The organism is Actinopolyspora mortivallis DSM 44261 (assembly GCF_000384035.1).
Taxonomy (GTDB): domain Bacteria; phylum Actinomycetota; class Actinomycetes; order Mycobacteriales; family Pseudonocardiaceae; genus Actinopolyspora; species Actinopolyspora mortivallis.
Genome location: NZ_KB913024.1, coordinates 3,630,600 through 3,648,509, shown reverse-complemented (window position 1 = coordinate 3,648,509; position 17,910 = coordinate 3,630,600). Strand labels below are relative to the sequence as shown.

Sequence of the window (17,910 nt, the reverse complement as noted above, 5' to 3'; positions counted from 1 at the left end):
GCCCCGGCGGCCCCTGACGCCGCGACCCCCTCCCCGTGGTGTGTCAGGGCGGCTCCGCCGTGCGGACGGGGGAACGAGGCGGTGTCGCGCGAGGAACACCCCGGGAACGGGCCTCGGCAGTCTTCCTGTCGGAAACGGAAAACCCGACGGAGAGGAGTTTCCGGATGAACATGCGACGTGGCGGTCGTGCGGCCGGGTTAGCGGGTGCCCCCCTGGTGTCGGCGCAGGCGTGGGGTTCCACCGACAACGGCAACAGCTGAACGAGGACCGGAAGAATCCCCGTTCCCCGACGGTGGGACCGTCATGATCCTCCCCGCCGGGGAGCGGGGGGCGGATGGTCCGGCACGCCCATCAGGGCGAAGAGCGCGACGACCTCCTCGCGACATCTCTCGGCGGTGTCGAGATCGCCCGTGGCCAGTTTGACCTCGGCCAGGCCGTGGAGGGCGTAGGCCCGTTCGTACCGCAACTCCATACGGTGGGCGATATCGTGGCAGATGGCGAGGTGGTTCTCCGCTCGCTCGTCGTCCCCGCGGGCGTGACTGGTGTATCCGACCGAGAGGTGCACGGCGGCCCGGTGGATGTCGTTGGTGCAGTTGGCCGTCTCGGCGAGGGCCTGGGTGGAGGCCTCGGCGGCTTCGTCGAAACGTTCCATGCACGTCAGGGTGTCGGCCCGGCGGGCGAGGACGAGCGGCAGGGCCGTGGAGGAGCCGGAGAGGTTCCCGCACCGTTCCAGTGCCTCGTCCGCCCGTTCCAGCGCCTCCGGATAGCGGCCGAGACCCTCGAGTGCCTGCGACAGGTAGAGCAGGGTGCTGATGGAAAGTTGGGTCTCGCCGAGGGCGTCGAAGACCTCCAGGGCGTTCTCGGCCGCCTCCCTGGCCTCTGTGTGCCGTCCGAGTCGGGTCTTGACCTGGCTGAGCGTACTCAGTGAGGAACCGTCCAGCCGGGTGAAACCGATGTTCCGTGCCGTCCGGTTGGCCTCCTCACTCATCCGCAGAGCCTGGTCGAGCTGACCGAGACTGTTGTACGCCTGCCCGAGCCGGGCGACACACTCCGCCTCGCTGCACCGGTCGCCCATGGAACGCGCCAGGTCCCGTGCCTCCTCCAACCGGGAAACCGCTTTCTTCAGTTGCCCCAGTCGCCACTGGCCCATGGCGAGATTGGTGAGGTTGAAACGGAGGAGCTCGGGGTCCTCAAGCTCACGGGAGGCCTCGATCCCTTTCTCGAGCGCGTGGTTGGCGCTGGAGTCGTAGCCCCGGATGCTGGAGTGGAAACCCAGCTCCCTGGGAAGGTAGGCGAGGTGCCACAGGATGTCCCGTTCCCGAGTCAGCTCGACGGCGGCGAGCAGGCTCTCCCGGTGCCGGTCGAGCCATTCCAGCGCCGTGTCCTTGTCGGCGAACGGTTCGGAGGAGCCTCCTCCCCGGCGGACACGAGCACTGTGCTGGGACCTGCCGGGGAAAAGCATGTCGCAGGCGGCCGCCGAGGTCTCCGTGTAGAAGTCGAGCAGACGTTTGACGGCTTTGCCAGTGTCGGGGGTGTGTTCGCTCTGTACCATCCGGTGGATGAAACTGCGTACGAGGTCGTGGAAGGCGTAGACCCCCGGTTCGCCGGAGTCCAGCAGTCGGGCGTCGACGAGTGCTTCGAGGACGTCCTCGGCCTCGGTGGTGTCGGTGTCCAGCAGTGCGGCCGCCTCGGAGACGTCGATGTAGCGGCCGGGGTGCTGGCCCAACAGGCGGAACGCGGTGCGCAGGCGGTCCGAGATGGACTGGTACGACAGGAACAGCGTGCTGGAGATGCCCCTGTCCTCGCTGTTCAGTTCGTTGAGACGCCGTTCGTCGTTGCGCAGCCTGCCCACGAGGTGCTGGATGGTCCAGCGGGGCCGGTTGGCCAGCCTGGCCGCCGCGATCCTCAGTGCCAGCGGAAGGCCGCCGCACAGGCGCAGCAGTTCGGCGGCCATCTCGGGTTCCCGGGAGAGCCGCTGCTCCCCGAGCGACCTGCGCAGGATCTCGTGGGCGTCCGGTTCGGGGAGCGTGTCGAGTGAGAGCCAGTTGGCCCCTTCCAGCCCGGTGAGACGTGGTCTGCTGGTGACCAGGACCAGATTGCCCGCGGCGGAGGGCACGAGACGCCGGACCTGTTCCGAGCTGGCCGCGTTGTCGAGAATGAGCAGCATGGGATGGCCGTGGGTGTAGCTCTGCCACAGCGCGTCCCGCCGCGTGGGAGTGTTCGGGATCTGTTCGCCGGGGATGCCGACCATGGCCAGCAGGTCTCCCTGGGCCTGGAAGGGACTGAGCGGCTCCTGGCCCGGGGTGAACCCCTGGAGGTCGATGAACAGGGCTCCTCCCGTGTAGTGATCGGCGAGTTGGTGGGCGGCACGGATGACCAGTGCCGTCTTGCCGCTCCCTCCCATGCCGTCGATGGCGAGGATGGTCGGTGCTTCCTGTCGTGCCTGGTCCACGACCTGTCGTATCCGGTTCAGCTCGTGGTCCCGTCCCACGAACTCCGGGATGTCGTAGGGGAGCAGTCGCGGTGTCGCCGGCGCGGACATCTGCTCCGGAGGGTCCAGTGAGGGGTCCTGGCGGAGGATACGTTCGTGCAGTTCGGACAGTTCGGCGCCCGGGTCGATACCGAGCTCGTCGGCCAGTAGCTCCCGGATCCTCCGGAACTCCTCCAGGGCCGCCGCCTGTTGCCCGGTTCGGTAGAGCGTCAGCATGAGCTGGCCACGCAGGTTCTCGCGCAGTGGGTTCTCCTCCACGAGCGAACGCAGCTCGTCGAGCGCGGAGGCCGCCTCCCCCGTGTCCGCCAGGAGTCCGTACAGGCGTTCCGCGGTGTCCAGGCGCTGTTCCTGGAGCGTGTTGGAGACCGCCTCGATGACGGGACCGCCCTCGCCGTCCAGCACTGGTCCTCGCCACAGTCGCAACGCCGTGCGCAGCAGGTGCGCGGCCCTGTCGTTGTCCGCGGCCTCCAACGCGGCGTGCCCGTGGCGCAGCAGGCGCCGGTACCGCAGCAGGTCCAGCTGGTTCTCGTCGAGGTCGACCCGATAGCCGGGGCCGGACGTCAGGATCACCGATTCCCCACCGGGGATGCGGCGGCGTAGTTCCGCCATTGTTTTGCGCACCTGGTGGAACGCCGTTTCCGGTGCGGAGGTTTCCCAGGCGGTTTCCACCAGACGCGATACGGGGACCACACGCCCCGCCTCCAGCAGCAGTATGGCCAGCAGACGTTTCTTGATTACTCCGGTCAGGGGTACGGGTTCCCCGTTGTGTCTGATTTCGAGGGAGCCGAGAACGTCGAACGCCAGCCCCTGTTCCACCGTGTCCTCAATCACACGATCGCTCGTGTCGGGCGGTAGGGATCCGGACGCGGACGTTGTGGTCATCGCATTCCTTACGACATGGAACGGTCAACGCTCGAAACTTGTTGGCTCCGTATTCGGAGAGTAACCCGATCGCGATGGAGTCGAGTACAGTAAGTGAGAATCCTCTTCGGATGTTCGAGTTTCGGCGAGGTTGTCCGAGGCGTGAGTATTCTCCGTACCACCCCCGTTTCCACGGTCAGAGTGCTACCTCATTGAGCCCCACACGATCATCGGTGTCAAACCGGTCCCCGGGAGGGGCGGCAGGAACGGTGGGGGAGTGTCTCGACGAGAGGCGGAAGTGGACCCTCACGTCCCCCTCTTCGTGGCTGGACGTGTCGTTCCGGTGACCCCGGGTGGTAGGCACGTGCGCTGCGTCCCCGGTTGTTGTTCCGTTCTCCGTCGGCGCGTTCGGTTTCCGGTTGCTCACGGAAACGTGGTCAGTGGGTTTCGGAGGGTGGCGGTCCGGTCGTGACCGGATCCCGCGGTCGGTTTCGCTTCCCGGCGTGCGGATCGGTTCACTCGGAAGGGGCGACGGCTGGTCCTCGATGTCGGAACGCGTCGGGAAATCACGGAGGGTGCCGAGAGTTCCGGATGGGTTGAGCGATGATCCGGAACCGTGTCGATCAGAATTTCGGATTTCTTCGTGTGTTTCCGTTCGTTTACCTCGTGGGAGTCGGAAAGCACGGCGCGGTACTCGCCGGAAAGGTGTGTTGATCACATGTTTTCCGTGAATAAATGTTTTCCGGCGAGAACGGAAATCGTTTTCTTCGGTGTGGAGGCAGACCTTCCGGAAACACTCGTAAGCCGGAGGGCGGAGTCCGGGCCGGAAACGGCCTTCTGGCGGACCGCCGGAACCGGACTCCCCGTGACCGAGGACTCACTCGCCTCAGCAGGAGCGCAGAGCCAGCCCCGCGCGCAGGTGTCCCACGGTCTCGAACATGGCCTCCCGCAGCCGGGGGCTCGCCCCGAACAGGTTGGCGAAGCCGTGGATCAGGTCGGGGAAACGTCGGGACACCACCGGTACCCCGGCTTCGGCCAGCCGCCGGCCGTACTCCTCACCCTCGTCCCGCAGTGGGTCGAACCCTGCGGTGACCAGCACGGTCGGGGCCAGTCCCTCCAGTTCCTCGTTCAACAGCACCGACAGCCGCGGGTCGGCGCGGGCGTCCCGGTCCGGCTGGTACATGTCCATGAACCAGTCCATGTCCTCGTCGGTGAGCAGGAAGCCGTTGCCGAACAGCTCGCGGGAGCGCCTGCGGGTGCTGGCGTCCACGGCCGGGTAGAGCAGGAACTGCAACACCGGGCTCTTGAGCCCGTTGGCGAGCGCGTGCTGGGCGACCATGGCGGCCAGGTTGCCGCCCGCGCTGTCCCCGCCGACCGCGACGGAGTCCGGGCTGGATCCCAGGTCCTCGGCGTTGTCCAACACGTACTCGTAGGCGTCCACGGCGTCCTCGACCGCAGCCGGGAAGGGGTGTTCCGGCGCCAGCCGGTAGTCCACCGACAGCACCCTGATGTCGGCGTGCTTGGCCAGGAAACGGCACAGCTCGTCGTGGGTGTCGAGATCACCGACCACCCAACCACCTCCGTGGTAGAACACCAGCAGCGTGCTGGGGTCGGTGAGGTTCGTGGGACGGTACAGCCGGGCGTCGCGCTCGCCGGAACGTGCCTGGACGCGGCGCCTGCTCACCTGGACACCGGGGACGGGAGCGCCGCGCACCACCTCCAGCCCGCGGGACATCGCGGCGCGGGCCTTCTCGGGAGTGTCGGCGGACATGCGTTCCTGGCCGGCGAGCGCCTGCAGCCGCAGCAGCGCCTGGACCTCCACGGCGAGTTCCTGGCCGTCCACCCGGGCGGGTTCGCCCGCCACCAACCGCAGCAGGGGATGGGGCAGGCGCATCGAGCCGTGCAGCACGGTGGACTGGACACGTGTCTGCACCGAGTGTGGGATGGCGTCGAGAAGTCGGGACACGGATGAACCTTTCCACGGTCGAGGATGAGGCGATGCGGAGTCCATGCTCCCTCCGTGCGTTCCGGGGCTCACGGACCGTGGCGACCGGAGGCGCCCCGGCCGGGCGAACCGGACCCCGCGCCGGGGTTCGTCGGAGGAGGCCCGCCCCGGGCGGGTGAAGGTGCTGTGATCCGCACTACTCGGAGGCTACCGCTTGGTAGTGCGTGGTGCGAGACACGTGGTGGGCAATTGACCTCCAGTGCGGTCCAACCCATACCGTGTCCCGGTCGGTCGCTCGGGAACCCGGACGGGCGGCGGCGCCAGCCGGGGTCGGTCGCTCACCGTGACCGGGTTGCGTGGTTCGCCGACGGGTTCACGGGCAACACCTGTGACGAGGAAGGACAGTGTCGATGGCGGTGACCGTAGTGGGCGTCGGAGGGTCGGTGCGGGCCGACTCGCAGTCCGAACGGGCCCTGCACGCGGTACTGGCCGGGGCGCGGGACAGCGGGGCCAAAGTCCGCGTGATAGCCGGAAGCGGACTGGTCATGCCGTTCTACGATCCGGCGGTCACCGAACGCGTGTCGAACGCGCGGGAGCTCGTGGAGGCACTGCGCGAGGCCGACGGTGTGGTGCTGGCCTCGCCCGGTTACCACGGCACGATCTCCGGTCTGGTGAAGAACGCGCTGGACTACGTCGAGGACCTACGGGAGGACTCCCGCCCCTACCTGCACGGTAGGGCCGTGGGATGCGTGGGAATCGCCTACGGCTGGCAGGCGACCGTGACCACCCTGCAGGCGCTGCGTTCGGTGACCCACGCCCTGCGCGGCTGGCCGACCCCGCTGGGAGCGGCGGTCAACTCGGCCGACACCCGCCTGGGGCCGGCGGGGGAGTGTTCCGACGAGAAGGTCGCCGCGACCCTGCACACCATCGGCAGCCAGGTGGTCGAGTTCGCCTCCGAACACTGAGGGGGTTTCCGCCGGGTCTCTCGGCCCCGCGACCGCGCGTGTCGGCGGGTTTCGGGGCGTGATCGGCCGGGTACTCCCCACACGCCCCCGGTTTCCGGTGCCGTCGCGGGGGCGGCGAGGAGGTACGAGGAAATGGCCGAGAAGAGTCCGATCACCAGCCCCCTGGGTGACGCCGAACGGGATATCACGGCCAAGTCGCTGCAAAGCACCCTGGTCGATCTCGTCGACCTGCACCTGGTCGCCAAGCAGGCCCACTGGAACGTGGTGGGCGGCGACTTCCGCAGCGTCCATCTGCAGTTGGACGAACTGGTCAACAGCGCACGCCAGTTCGCCGACAGCGTCGCCGAGCGCGCGGCCGCCCTCGGAGTGCCTCCGGACGCGCGGGCGAGCACGGTCGCCGAGAGTTCCGGCGTGCCCGGGTTCGACTCCGGTTGGCGACAGGACACCGAGGTCATCCAGGCGATCGTGGAGACGCTGAGCAGGTTGATCCGCCGCCTGCGGGCGCGTATCGACGAGACGGACAAGACCGACCTGGTCACCCAGGACCTGCTCATCTCCGTCGCGGCCAAGCTGGAGGAGGCGCACTGGATGTGGCAGGCCAAGCTCGCCGGAAGCTGACGGCCTCGAGCTCCCCGAGGACGTGAGAGGGGGCGGGTGGCCTCCCTCCGTGAGGGGCACCGGTCGTGCGTCCGGAGAGGGCGGTGCGCCACCGGCCCTTCCGGACGCGGTGCACGCTCAGCGCGCGGCGGCTCGCTCGTACTGCTTCGGCCACAGCGGGTCCGCCCGCAGCCGGTCGGCCGCGTGCAGCGGCCAGTGTGGGTCGCGCAGCAGTTGGCGGGCCAGCAGTACCGCGTCGGCCGAGCCGGAGGCGAGGATCTCCTCGGCCTGTTCCGGGGAGGTGATCATGCCGACCGCCCCGGTGGGAACCCCCGCCTCCTGCCTGATCTGTCGGGCGTGGGGCACCTGGTAGCCCGGGCCGACGGGCACGGAGATCCCGGCGACCGCCCCTCCCGTGGAGGCGTCCACGAGGTCCACCCCGCGTTCGGCCAACAGCGCGGCCAGACGCACCGAGTCCGCCCCGGTCCAGCCCTCCTCACTCCAGTCGGTGGCCGAGATCCGGGCGAACAACGGTTTGCCTGCCGGCCACACCCCGCGCACGGCTTCGGTGATCTCCAGCAGCAGCCGCACCCGGCCCGCGAAGTCACCCCCGTACTCGTCGGTGCGGTCGTTGACCAGCGGGGAGTAGAACTGGTGGGCCAGGTACCCGTGGGCGAAGTGCAGCTCCACCACGTCGAAGCCGGCCTCCTCGGCCCGCCGGGCCGCCTCGGCGAAACGGCCGGGCAGAGCGGCCACCTCGGCGGTGTCCAGCGCGCGCGGAGCGCTCAGCTGCCCGAAGGGCCGGTCGGTGGAACTCACCGTCGGCCACCCTCCCGAGTCCTCGGGGAGGCTGTGCCCGCCCTCCCAGGGGGCCGAGGTGGAGGCCTTGCGGCCCGCGTGGGCGAGTTGCACACCGACGGCGGCCCCCCGCGCGCGGACGAAGTCGGTGATCCGGCGCCAGGCCGCCACCTGCTCGTCGTCGTACAGGCCGGTGTCGCCGGGGCTGATCCGTCCCTCGGGGGCCACGGCGGTGGCCTCGCTGATCACCAGTCCGGCTCCTCCGGTGGCGAACTGGCCCAGGTGCACCAGGTGCCAGTCGCCGGGGAGTCCGTCGACGGCCGAGTACTGGCACATGGGCGCGACCCAGGCACGGTTGCGGATCTCGACGTCCCGGAACTTCACGGGTTCGAAAAGTCGACTCATACCGGGGAAGACCATCGAACGGAGCGGAGTATTCCGCTACGTTCGATGTCTCACACCGCGGAACGAGACCAGCGTGCGGGCGCGGACGACGGCGTGGACACCGGCACCGCGCCTGTCGACGTCTGCCGGGGAGCACCACCGGAGGCCGCTCACCAGCGGATCCCTCCGAGTGGTTCCTAGGCCGCGGGGTCGGCGGGCATCGTCCGGGCCACCCGCTCGAAGGCGTCGGTGACCAGGTCCCAGAAGCCCCGCTGGTCCAGTGCCGTGGCCACCACGGCGTTGTTCGTCTCCTCCGAGGCGAAGTCGGTCACGGTCATGCCCGAGGTGAACCGCCCGGAGGTCTCCACGTCGATCCTCGCCTCCAGCAGGGTGAACAGCTCGGGCGAGATCACGTAGGCCACCGCGCAGGCGTCGTGGATGGCCGGTCCCAGTTCGCGGTACTGCCTGTTGCTGCCGTAGAAGTCCAGGCAGGGGGCGAGCAGCTCGTGCTGCAACCGACCCAGTCCGGTGAAGCGTTCCCGCACCTCGGCGCTGGCCCGGGCCTGGTGGGTCAGGTCCAGGCCGAACACGACGGTGCGCCAGGGCGCCTCGAAGACCACGCTGGCGGCCTCCGGGTCGGCGCCGATGTTGAACTCCGCCGCCGGGGTGACGTTGCCCCGCGTGTAGGAGCCTCCCATGATCACGAACTCACGGACCCACTCGGTGATGCGCGGTTCCTTGCGCAGCGCCAGGGCGATGTTGGTCAGCGGCCCCACCGCGACCAGACTGATCTCGCCGGGGGAGGCGGAGACGGTGTCCACGATGTAGTCCACCGCGTGCTCGGGGTGCGGCTGTCGCTTCGCCTCGGGCAGGACGACGTCGCCGAGGCCGGTGCTGCCGTGCACGGTGGAGGCGGTGTGCCGCGGGCGCACCAGTGGACGCTGCGCCCCGGCCGCCACCGGCACGTCCATGCCGTAGAACTCGGCCAGCCTCAGCGCGTTGGGGGTGGTGTGTTCGATGCCGACGTTGCCCGCGACGGTGGTGAGACCGACCACCTCCAGCTCCGGGGAGCCGTGGGCCAGTGCGATCGCGAGCGCGTCGTCGATTCCCGGATCGCAGTCGAGCAGGATTCGTTTCACGGTGTCGCCTTACGTCTCGTCCTGATTCTTCTCGGGGCGCAAGCGGGGCGCCGTCAGCTCCGCACGGAGTCCGCGATCGACCTCGCCTCGCGGGCCCCGGCCTCCAGGGAACGGCAGCAGTAGGTGATCCACGCGGCCACCCCCTCCGTGGAGCCGGAGGAGAACCCCCGCGCGGTCGAGGCGTACTCGTCCTGGCGGCGGAAGTGAGCCACTTCGGGGACGACGAGTCCCTTGGGATCCAGGCCGCTGGCGATCACCGTCAGCCGTGCGGCCGCGCGGGCGATGATCCCGTCGACCTCGCCGAAGGGGGCCAGCGCGAGCAGTTCCCCGTGCACCACGGCGGCCTGCACCGGCCCCGGGATCGCCGCCTGGGCCTGTCCGCCGAGTTCGGTGACCGTCCGGGCCAGCAGCTCCAGTCGGGAGGACACCTCCTCGTCGGCGCGGGGGCGTCCCAGTCGCTCCTGCTCGTCCGCTCCGACGAGGTCGGCGGCGGCCAGCACGTGCAGCCGGGCCAGGGCCTGTAGCGGGGCGCGTTGCCAGGTGGGAAGCAGTGGCCCGAGGGCCTCGGCGACCCGCAGGGATCCGGCCAGCAGCGGGTCGGTCACCGTGCCCTCCTCGGGGATCTCGACGGCGCCTCCCGCGACCGCCGCCGAGGCACGGGCCGCCCGCACCGAGGCCTCGGCCGCGGTGGTGGCCCAGCCCCGTCGGTTCGCCGGGTGCTCGTGTACCTCGTCGATCGCCTTTCGCGCGGTCTCGACCGCTTCGGGCACGCCCGGAAGGTGGACCAGCGGGCGTAGCGACTCCTGCGCGTTCACATCGCAGACGCTACCCGGTGCCTAGCACAACATGCTGGCCTGTCCTCCGAAGGAGGCAAACGGGATCCTTCGGGTGGGCAGTTTCGGGTGAGAAGTCTTACACTCACTGTGACTTGTCGGTGATAAGCAGCACCGATCAGGGGAATTGGTCTCAACCTATTCAGGTTCCACCTCTATCGAAGTGAGTCGTATCGCACTACGGTTCGTCACGGACAGAGCCGTGTCGGCAGCGACGGAGGTTCGACAGCGATGAGTCAGCCCGACGGGCAGAGCAACACCTTGGACAATCTCCTCGAGGAGAACAGGACGTTCCCGCCCACAGCGGAATTCGCGGCCGAGGCGAACGCGACCGCCGAGCTGTACGACAGCGCCGCCGAGGACCGCCTGGACTTCTGGGCCCGGCAGGCGCGCCGCTTAACCTGGCGGACCGAGTGGAACCAGGTTCTCGACTGGTCTAACCCTCCGTTCGCGAAGTGGTTCGTCGGCGGTGAACTCAACGTCGCCCACAACTGCGTGGACCGGCACGTCGAGGCCGGCAACGGCGACCGGGTGGCCATCCACTGGGAGGGCGAACCCGGCGACTCCCGTCGGATCACCTACTCCGACCTCCAACGCGAGGTGTCCAAGACCGCCAACGCGCTGAGCGAACTCGGCGTCGGATCCGGCGACCGGGTGGCCATCTACCTGCCGATGCTGCCCGAGGCGGTCTTCGCGATGCTGGCCTGCGCGCGGCTGGGAGCCCTGCACAGCGTCGTCTTCGGCGGCTTCTCCTCCGAGGCCCTGCGCAACCGGATCAACGACGCCGAGGCCACGGTGGTCGTCACCTGCGACGGCCAGTACCGTCGCGGCCAGGCCATGCCGCTGAAGGCGAACGTGGACGAGGCCGTCGCGGGCACCCCGAGCGTCGAACACGTGGTGGTGGTGCGGCGCACCGGGACCGAGGTCGACTGGAACCCGGACCGTGACACGTGGTGGCACGAGCTCGTCGACCGTCAGTCCGAACAGCACACCCCCGAGGCGTTCGACTCCGAGCACCCGCTGTTCATCCTCTACACCTCCGGTACCACCGGCAAACCCAAGGGAATCCTGCACACCTCGGGCGGTTACCTCACCCAGGCCGCCTACACGCACAGCGCGGTGTTCGACCTCAAACCCGAGTCCGACGTGTACTGGTGCACGGCCGACATCGGCTGGGTGACCGGGCACACCTACATCGTCTACGGTCCGCTGGCCAACGGGGCGAGCCAGGTCATCTACGAGGGCACCCCGAACACCCCGCACCAGGGGCGGCACTGGGAGATCGTGCAGAAGTACGGGGTCACCCTGTACTACACGGCGCCCACCACGATCCGCACCTTCATGAAGTGGGGCTCGGAGATCCCGGCCCAGTACGACCTGTCCACGCTGCGGGTGCTCGGGACCGTGGGGGAACCCATCAACCCCGAGGCCTGGATGTGGTACCGCGAGCACATCGGCGGCGGAACCGCCCCCATCGTGGACACCTGGTGGCAGACCGAGACCGGCGCCATCATGATCTCCCCGTTGCCCGGCGTCACGGCCACCAAACCCGGTTCGGCCCAGCGGCCGGTGCCCGGGGTGTCGGTGGCCGTCGTCGACGAGAACGGCAACCGGGTCGGCAACGGCGAGGGCGGTCTGCTGGTGCTCGACGAGCCGTGGCCGTCCATGCTGCGCGGCATCTGGGGCGACCAGCAGCGTTTCGTCGACACCTACTGGTCCCGCTTCGCCGAGCAGGGCTACTACTTCGCCGGTGACGGGGCCAAGTACGACAACGACGGCGACATCTGGCTGCTCGGCCGTGTGGACGACGTCATGAACGTCTCCGGGCACCGGATCTCCACCACCGAGGTCGAGTCGGCACTGGTCTCGCACCCCAGCGTGGCCGAGGCCGCCGTGGTGGGAGCCTCCGACCCGACGACGGGGCAGGGCATCGTGGCCTTCGTCATCCCGCGCGGGGACTCGGCGGGGGAGACGACGATGGCCACCCTGCGCGAGCACGTCTCCCACGAGATCGGCCCCATCGCCAAACCACGGCAGATCATGGTGGTCTCCGAGCTGCCCAAGACCCGCAGCGGCAAGATCATGCGCAGGCTGCTCCGCGACGTCGCGGAGAACCGCGAGGTCGGCGACGTGTCCACGCTGGCCGACTCCAGCGTCATGGAGCAGATCACCGCGGGCATGAAGTCCGGAGGTGGGGACGACTGAGCGTGTTCACGTGAGTTCGGGACAGTGGGGTGCGAGCGAGTCGCGCCCCACTGTCGATTTTTCTCACACCCCGGCGCGCCGGTCCTGCCACCTCGTGGGTGTGTTTTTTCGCCACACCGGCCATTTCGGGCTGTTTTCGCAGCTCAGCACGTTCGGTCGATGCTTTTAGCAATTCCTGATCGCGTTGACAAGTCCCGTCGGCGCGTGCGGGCGGCGACGTGCCCGACGCGGCTCGCGAAGCGGGGTGCGGTGGGTTTCCTCGTGTTAGGCTCGCCTGCGGGGCGATCCGGACACCGGTCATTGTGGAGTACGTGGCGTCATCAATCTCGGGAGCAACTCCGTGGCGAAGTCGCAGCGCAACCGAAGGAAACGGTCCGCCGCCCCGGAGGAGGCCCGCACCTTCGACTTCGGTTCGTACCTGCGCAACGAGACCGTCGGCGGAATGCTCATGCTCGCCGCCACCGTGGTGGCGCTGCTGGCGGCCAACTCTCCCGCCTCCGGTGTCTACCAGGCCGTCCGGGACTTCACCCTCGGTCCGCACGCGCTGCACCTGGACCTGACCGTCGGTGAGTGGGCCAAGGACGGGCTGCTGGCCGTTTTCTTCTTCGTGGCCGGGCTGGAACTCAAGCGGGAGCTGACCCTCGGGGACCTCTCCGACCGCAAGACCGCGACCCTGCCCGTGCTGGCCGCGCTCGGCGGCATGGTCGTGCCCGCCGCGCTGGCCGTGGCCATCGGCTTCGGAGCCCCCGGATCCGCGCAGGCCTGGGCTATCCCGGTGGCCACCGACATCGCCTTCGCACTGGGTGTGCTCTCGCTGACGGCCTCGGCGATGCCCACCACGGCCAGAGTGTTCCTGCTCAGTCTGGCCGTGGTCGACGACCTCGGGGCGATCATCGTCATCGCGGTGCTGTTCACCTCGGGGATGAACCTGGTCGCGCTGCTCGTCGCGGTGCTGCTGTGCGCCGGCTACTGGTACGCCCAACGCAAGCGGATCCGCACCTCGTGGCTGTACGTCCCCCTGGCCGTGGCCACGTGGGTTGCGGTGCACAGCAGCGGGGTCCACGCCACCATCGCCGGTGTCGCGCTCGGACTGCTGACCAGGGTGCGCCCGGACCCCTACGAACGGGCCTCGCCGTCCATGAGGCTGGAGCACCGGCTGCAACCCTGGTCGGCCGGACTCGTGGTCCCGGTGTTCGCCCTGTTCGCCGCCGGGGTTCCCGTGGGAGCCGACGCCCTGGGCGCGGTCTTTCACGACCGGATCGCCATCGCGGTGATGGTCGGTCTGGTGTTCGGCAAGATGCTGGGGATCTTCGGCACCTCCTTCGTGGCGATTAAGCTCGGCTTCGGAACACCCCCCAAGGGGGTGGCCTGGCGTGACCTGTTCGCCCTGGCGATGCTCGGCGGGGTCGGGTTCACGGTCAGCCTGCTGATCGCCGACCTGTCGCTGTCCGGAGCCGCGGCCGACCGGGCCAAGGCCGCCGTGCTCATCGCCTCCGCCGTGGCCTCCGTCGGTGCCACCCTGCTGCTGATGCTGCGCAGGAAGCACGACCGTTCCCGAGAGCGGGTCCAGGCGCAGGGTGAGCCGGGGTGACGAAATCGTCTCTGGCGCGTCACTGAGTCACGGCCGGGGGTTCGTGGCACGATGACGATCGTGAACAGTGCCCAGAACGAACAACACGGAACCTCCGACAGCGCCGCCACGGCCACCTCCGTCCCCCTGTCCGAGGAAGGCACCGGTGCGGGCGCGGAGCAGTCGATCGGAACGCTCGCCCGGGACGTGGCCACCCACCTGTCCGCGCTGGTTCGGGGGGAACTGGAACTGGCCAAGGCGGAAGTCGCCGGAGAGGCGCGCAAGGCGCTGAAGGGCAGCGTCTTCTTCGTCCTGGCGCTGACCGTGCTCGCCTTCAGCAGTTTCTTCCTGTTCTTCACCCTCGCCGAGGGGCTGGCGGCGGTCGGACTGTGGCGGTGGGCCGCTTTCGGGATCGTGTTCCTGTTGATGCTGGTGGTGGCGGTCCTGCTGGCCCTGGTCGGCTATCTGCGCGTCCGTCGGATCCGAGCTCCCCGAAGGACGATCGACTCCCTGAAGGAGACGGCCCAGCTCCGACACCGCCACACCGAGGACGGTCACCAGCCGACGCGGGAGTGAGCCGACGAGCTCACTCCGTGCAGGCCCCGGTGGGAACCTCCTCGGACAGTCCCGGGGCGGCGGTCACCTCGTCGGACATCTCCTCGGCCGTGAGCGCGAACCCGGTGTTGCGGTTGTCCACGGCGGCCCCGAAGACCAGCCCGACCACCCGGCCGTTCTCGTCGACCAGCGGCCCGCCCGAGTTCCCGCTGCGTACCTGGGCCCGCACCGTGTACACGTCGCGGACCACGGTCGAGTCGCCGTAGATGTCCGGTCCCCGCAGGTCGATCCGCTCCCGGACCCTGCCTGCGGAAGCCGTGTAGGGCCCGTCCAGCGGGTAGCCGAGCACGATCACGTCGGTGCCGGAGTTCACGGGATCCGGGGACAGGTCCAGAGGCTGGGCCCGTAGGGACGGTACGGACAGCACCGCCACGTCCTCGTTCGGGTCGAAGGAGACCACCTTCGCCGCGAACTGACCGCGTCCCACCTCGACGAAGACCCGGTCGGTTCCCGCCACCACGTGCGCGTTGGTGATCACCCTGTTCTCGGCCACGACGAAGCCGGTCCCCTCCAGAGCACGACCGCACTCCGGGGCCCTGCCCCGCACCTTGACCACGCTGGGGCGCAGCTGTCGGACGACCTCGCTGCGGGCCAGCTCCGGGTCGGGGGGTTCGATGCTGGCCACCGGGGTCCGGGAGAACGGCTCCAGCGCTTCGGGGAAGCCGCTGACGCCCAGCATCCGTCGCAGTTCGGAGGGCAGGGAGCGCGCCGACTCGGGCATGACAGAGTCGACGGTGCGCAGCACGCGGGAGTCACTGACGGCCGAAGCCAGTCTCGGCAGCGCCGAGGCCGAGGTGAACGGAAGCGCCACCAGCCACGCCACCACGAAGACCGCCGTGCCCTGAACCACCGCGCCGAGCGCGTTGTCCATCCCGACCAGTCGACGGTGTCCGGTGAACCGGTCACGCAGCTCGCGCCCCGCCCACATCCCGAGGGTTTCGCCGAGCGCGACGAGCAGCACGACGATCCCCACGCCGAAACCGATGCGCGCGCCGGCACTGTCCACCCGTTCGAGCAGCAGTGGGGCCAGCCGCACTCCCACGATCGCCCCGGCGACCACCCCCACGAAGGAGAGCAGCGCGGTGACCAGCCCGTGGCGTCCCCCGGACAGGGCAGCCAGCAGCGCCAGCAACACCACCAGCACGTCGACCCAGTTCACCGGTCACCTCGGCTTCGGCTGAGAACATGAGGGCATCGCCCGTTCCGTCGGGTGTCGCTCGCGGCGGGCCGGTGGTCCTGCCGGCCCGGTGCGGTGGCGGGTGTACGGCGCCCGAAGGTGATCACCTCCCGTGTTGATCCGCTACGGGGTATTTCACCCGACCGGCCCTTCAGCGTTCGGAACCGGGATCCTCTGTGGCCACCGCGGCTCGCCACGCCTCGTCCAGTTCCCGTACGTCCCCACGGTTCCACGGACGTGACCACCCCGCGAGGTCCAGCAGCCCGGAGAGCAGCCCTCCGGTGAAGCCCCAGACCAGCATCCCGGGAACGAGGAAGGCGGGGGAGGTCCGCCCCGCGAACCGCACCATGAACCTGTTGTCCGGATCGGCCAGTCGTACCACGGGCACCCGGGCCACGGCAGCGGTCTCCCCGGGGTCCACCGGTTGCACCGGGGCGGGTTGGTGCCAGTGGGCGATCACCGGGGTGACCCGGAAGGCGCTGTGGGCGAGGTGCAGTTCCGGCAGCGTGGCCACCGGGGTGATCCCGGTCGAACGCACCCCCACCTCCTCGGCGGCCTCCCGCAGCGCCGCTCCCACGGGCCCAGTGTCGTCGGCGTCGACGGCTCCGCCGGGGAAGGCGACCTGGCCGGGGTGGGAGTTCAGGCCGTCGGCACGACGCAGCAGCAGCACGTCGGGGCCGGAGCGGGTGTCCTCGGCGCCGAGCAGGATCAACACGGCGGCGGGGCGCACGTCGGTCTCGCAGGGTGCCCGGGGCAGGCCGAGGTCGCGCGGGGAGATCTCGGCGGACCGCCGCGCCAGCGGGCGCAGCCAGTCGGGAAGTGTGCGCGGGTCGACCAGTGGACCGTGTTCCTCGTTCACCGGGCCTCCAACTCACTGTGCACCGCCTGGCGGACCTGGGTGGCCGAGTCGAACACCTCGGGAGGCATCCGCCTCACCTCTCCCTCGGGGGTGACGAGGTAGCTCACGGGAAGCGTGGTGGGCACCCGCAGCCGTTCGGCCACGCGTCCGGCGGAGTCGTGTACCACGGGCAGCCGCACGTCCAGGCTGTCCAGCAGTTCGAGGCCTCCGGCCGCGTCGCTGCGGACCTGGACCCCGATCACCCGCACCGAGTCCGGTTGTTCGGAGTACCTCTGCAGGGCGGGCAGTTCCCTGCGGCAGGGTGGGCACCAGGACGCCCACACGTTGATCAGCGTGCCCTGCTCGCCGAGCATGTCCGCCAGCTCGACGGGGGAGCCGTCGCCCAGGCAGGTTCCGCTCGCCCCGTCCAGCTCGGCCACGGCGGGTCCGGAGCCGGGGTCGGGGGAGCACTCCGCCAGCGCGGCCCGGGAACGCAGCTCGCCGAGGTCGGCCTCGGCCCGTCCGGAGTTCGCGGAGGTTTCCGGTGTGGACGGCGCCTCGTCCTCCCGTGGCCACAGTGCCACGACGCCGAGCACGGCGACCACCAGCACCGTCAGGGTCCAGCGGATCTCGCGGCCGAAACCGCGCCACCGGGGGGCTTTCGAGTTCATCCCGCCGAGGCCTCCGGGGTGACGGAGGGGTCGGCCTCGCCGTCCGTTCCGCGCAGCCCGGCGAGTTCGAGCAGTCTCTCGGCCTCGGGACCGCGCACCAGCTCGGCGGCCGTGGCCGGGTCGGTGGGGCCGTGTCCGTAGGAGGGGCAGTCCCTGGCCAGGGGACAGGCCCCGCAGGCGGGTCTGCGGGCGTGGCAGATCCTGCGTCCGTGGAAGATCACGCGGTGCGAGAGCATCGTCCACTCCTTGCGGGGGATGAGCTCACCGACGGCCTTCTCGATCTTCACGGGATCCTCGGCCTCGGTCCAGCCCCACCGGCGGACCAGGCGCCCGAAATGGGTGTCCACGGTCAGCCCGGGGACGTCGAAGGCGTTACCCAGGATCACGTTCGCGGTTTTGCGACCGATTCCCGGCAGCCGGACCAGCTCCTCCAGGGTCGACGGCACCCGCCCGTCGTGACGTTCCACGAGCGCGGCTCCCAGCCCCATCAGCGAGTTCGCCTTGTTCCGGTAGAACCCGGTGGGGCGGATCAGCTCCTCCAGCTCGGCGCGGTCGGCCCCCGCGTAGTCGGCCGCCGTGGGGTAGCGGGCGAACAGCTTCGGGGTCACCTCGTTGACGCGTTTGTCGGTGCACTGGGCGGACAGGATCGTCGCCACCGTCAGTTGCAGCGGGTCGTCGAAGTTCAGCTCGCAGTGCGCGTCGGGGTAGGCCGCGGCCAGTGTGCGCATGATCCGACGCGCGCGCCGCACCAGGGCGAGTCTGCTCTCGGAGTTCGGTGTGCGGTTGCCCGCGGTGGCGCGGTTCGGGGTGCTCGGAACTGG

14 protein-coding genes are annotated in these 17,910 nt (G+C 69.6%); 5 read left to right on the top strand and 9 right to left on the bottom strand.

Translation table 11 applies throughout. From position 1 onward, the window contains the following. Positions 1–301: 301 nt before the first annotated feature. Both ACTMO_RS0117060 and ACTMO_RS0117055 read right to left on the bottom strand, forming a co-directional pair. Positions 302–3,322, bottom strand: a complete 3,021-nt coding sequence (locus ACTMO_RS0117060; RefSeq protein WP_019855898.1) for an AfsR/SARP family transcriptional regulator — start codon at positions 3,320–3,322, stop codon at positions 302–304. 916 nt (positions 3,323–4,238) lie between these two features. Continuing rightward, positions 4,239–5,318, bottom strand: a complete 1,080-nt coding sequence (locus tag ACTMO_RS0117055; protein WP_019855897.1) for an alpha/beta hydrolase — start codon at positions 5,316–5,318, stop codon at positions 4,239–4,241. A gap of 389 nt (positions 5,319–5,707) precedes the next feature. Here ACTMO_RS0117055 and ACTMO_RS0117050 point away from each other — a divergent pair, with 389 nt between their 5' ends. Both ACTMO_RS0117050 and ACTMO_RS0117045 read left to right on the top strand, forming a co-directional pair. After that, positions 5,708–6,262 carry an NADPH-dependent FMN reductase gene (locus ACTMO_RS0117050; RefSeq protein WP_026449346.1) on the top strand — a complete coding sequence of 185 codons (555 nt, stop codon included), beginning with the start codon at positions 5,708–5,710 and terminating at the stop codon, positions 6,260–6,262. 132 nt (positions 6,263–6,394) lie between these two features. Next, positions 6,395–6,880 carry a Dps family protein gene (locus tag ACTMO_RS0117045; RefSeq protein WP_019855895.1) on the top strand — a complete coding sequence of 162 codons (486 nt, stop codon included), beginning with the start codon at positions 6,395–6,397 and terminating at the stop codon, positions 6,878–6,880. Between the two features lie 117 nt (positions 6,881–6,997). Here ACTMO_RS0117045 and ACTMO_RS0117040 read toward each other — a convergent pair whose 3' ends face one another. From ACTMO_RS0117040 to ACTMO_RS0117030, 3 genes are all read right to left on the bottom strand, one after another. Next, a complete protein-coding gene (locus tag ACTMO_RS0117040; protein WP_019855894.1) occupies positions 6,998–8,062 on the bottom strand; it encodes an NADH:flavin oxidoreductase/NADH oxidase in 1,065 nt (354 codons plus the stop codon). Between the two features lie 176 nt (positions 8,063–8,238). Next, positions 8,239–9,180: a nucleoside hydrolase gene (locus ACTMO_RS0117035; RefSeq protein WP_019855893.1), complete on the bottom strand. Its 942-nt coding sequence runs from the start codon at positions 9,178–9,180 to the stop codon at positions 8,239–8,241. A 53-nt stretch (positions 9,181–9,233) separates the two neighbouring features. Beyond that, on the bottom strand, positions 9,234–9,995 hold the full coding sequence (locus ACTMO_RS0117030) for a Fic family protein (protein ID WP_019855892.1): 762 nt from the start codon (positions 9,993–9,995) through the stop codon (positions 9,234–9,236). 249 nt (positions 9,996–10,244) lie between these two features. On the opposite strand from ACTMO_RS0117030, the gene acs reads away from it, so the two are divergent. The 3 genes from acs (at position 10,245) to ACTMO_RS0117015 (ending at position 14,364) form a co-directional block, all read left to right on the top strand. Beyond that, positions 10,245–12,218, top strand: coding sequence for an acetate--CoA ligase (gene acs, locus ACTMO_RS0117025; RefSeq protein ID WP_019855891.1), 1,974 nt, complete (start codon positions 10,245–10,247; stop codon positions 12,216–12,218). Between the two features lie 340 nt (positions 12,219–12,558). Beyond that, positions 12,559–13,809, top strand: a complete 1,251-nt coding sequence (gene nhaA, locus ACTMO_RS0117020) for a Na+/H+ antiporter NhaA (RefSeq protein ID WP_019855890.1) — start codon at positions 12,559–12,561, stop codon at positions 13,807–13,809. A gap of 51 nt (positions 13,810–13,860) precedes the next feature. Beyond that, complete coding sequence (locus ACTMO_RS0117015; RefSeq protein ID WP_019855889.1) at positions 13,861–14,364, top strand: phage holin family protein; 504 nt, start codon at positions 13,861–13,863, stop codon at positions 14,362–14,364. A gap of 10 nt (positions 14,365–14,374) precedes the next feature. Here the strand turns inward: ACTMO_RS0117015 and ACTMO_RS0117010 are convergent, their stop codons facing one another. The 4 genes from ACTMO_RS0117010 to nth form a co-directional block, all read right to left on the bottom strand. Beyond that, the gene (locus ACTMO_RS0117010; protein WP_019855888.1) at positions 14,375–15,562 is read right to left on the bottom strand and encodes a MarP family serine protease; all 1,188 of its coding nucleotides are present in this window, start codon (positions 15,560–15,562) and stop codon (positions 14,375–14,377) included. Between the two features lie 169 nt (positions 15,563–15,731). After that, positions 15,732–16,439, bottom strand: coding sequence for an NUDIX hydrolase (locus tag ACTMO_RS0117005; protein WP_019855887.1), 708 nt, complete (start codon positions 16,437–16,439; stop codon positions 15,732–15,734). Beyond that, positions 16,436–17,089 (bottom strand): TlpA family protein disulfide reductase, encoded by a 654-nt coding sequence (locus ACTMO_RS0117000; protein ID WP_019855886.1) that lies wholly within the window; start codon positions 17,087–17,089, stop codon positions 16,436–16,438. Before ACTMO_RS0117000 ends, ACTMO_RS0117005 begins: the two co-directional genes overlap by 4 nt. Continuing rightward, on the bottom strand, positions 17,086–17,841 hold the full coding sequence (gene nth, locus ACTMO_RS0116995; RefSeq protein ID WP_342670143.1) for an endonuclease III: 756 nt from the start codon (positions 17,839–17,841) through the stop codon (positions 17,086–17,088). The genes ACTMO_RS0117000 and nth overlap by 4 nt, the downstream gene beginning before the upstream one ends. Positions 17,842–17,910 lie beyond the last annotated feature (69 nt).

Coding starts and splice junctions, on each gene's coding strand:
- ACTMO_RS0117050 (WP_026449346.1), top strand. CDS start 5,708: ATGGCGGTGACCGTAGTGGGCGTCGGAGGGTCGGTGCGGGCCGACTCG.
- ACTMO_RS0117045 (WP_019855895.1), top strand. CDS start 6,395: ATGGCCGAGAAGAGTCCGATCACCAGCCCCCTGGGTGACGCCGAACGG.
- ACTMO_RS0117040 (WP_019855894.1), bottom strand. CDS start 8,062: ATGAGTCGACTTTTCGAACCCGTGAAGTTCCGGGACGTCGAGATCCGC.
- acs (WP_019855891.1), top strand. CDS start 10,245: ATGAGTCAGCCCGACGGGCAGAGCAACACCTTGGACAATCTCCTCGAG.
- ACTMO_RS0117015 (WP_019855889.1), top strand. CDS start 13,861: ATGACGATCGTGAACAGTGCCCAGAACGAACAACACGGAACCTCCGAC.
- ACTMO_RS0117000 (WP_019855886.1), bottom strand. CDS start 17,089: ATGAACTCGAAAGCCCCCCGGTGGCGCGGTTTCGGCCGCGAGATCCGC.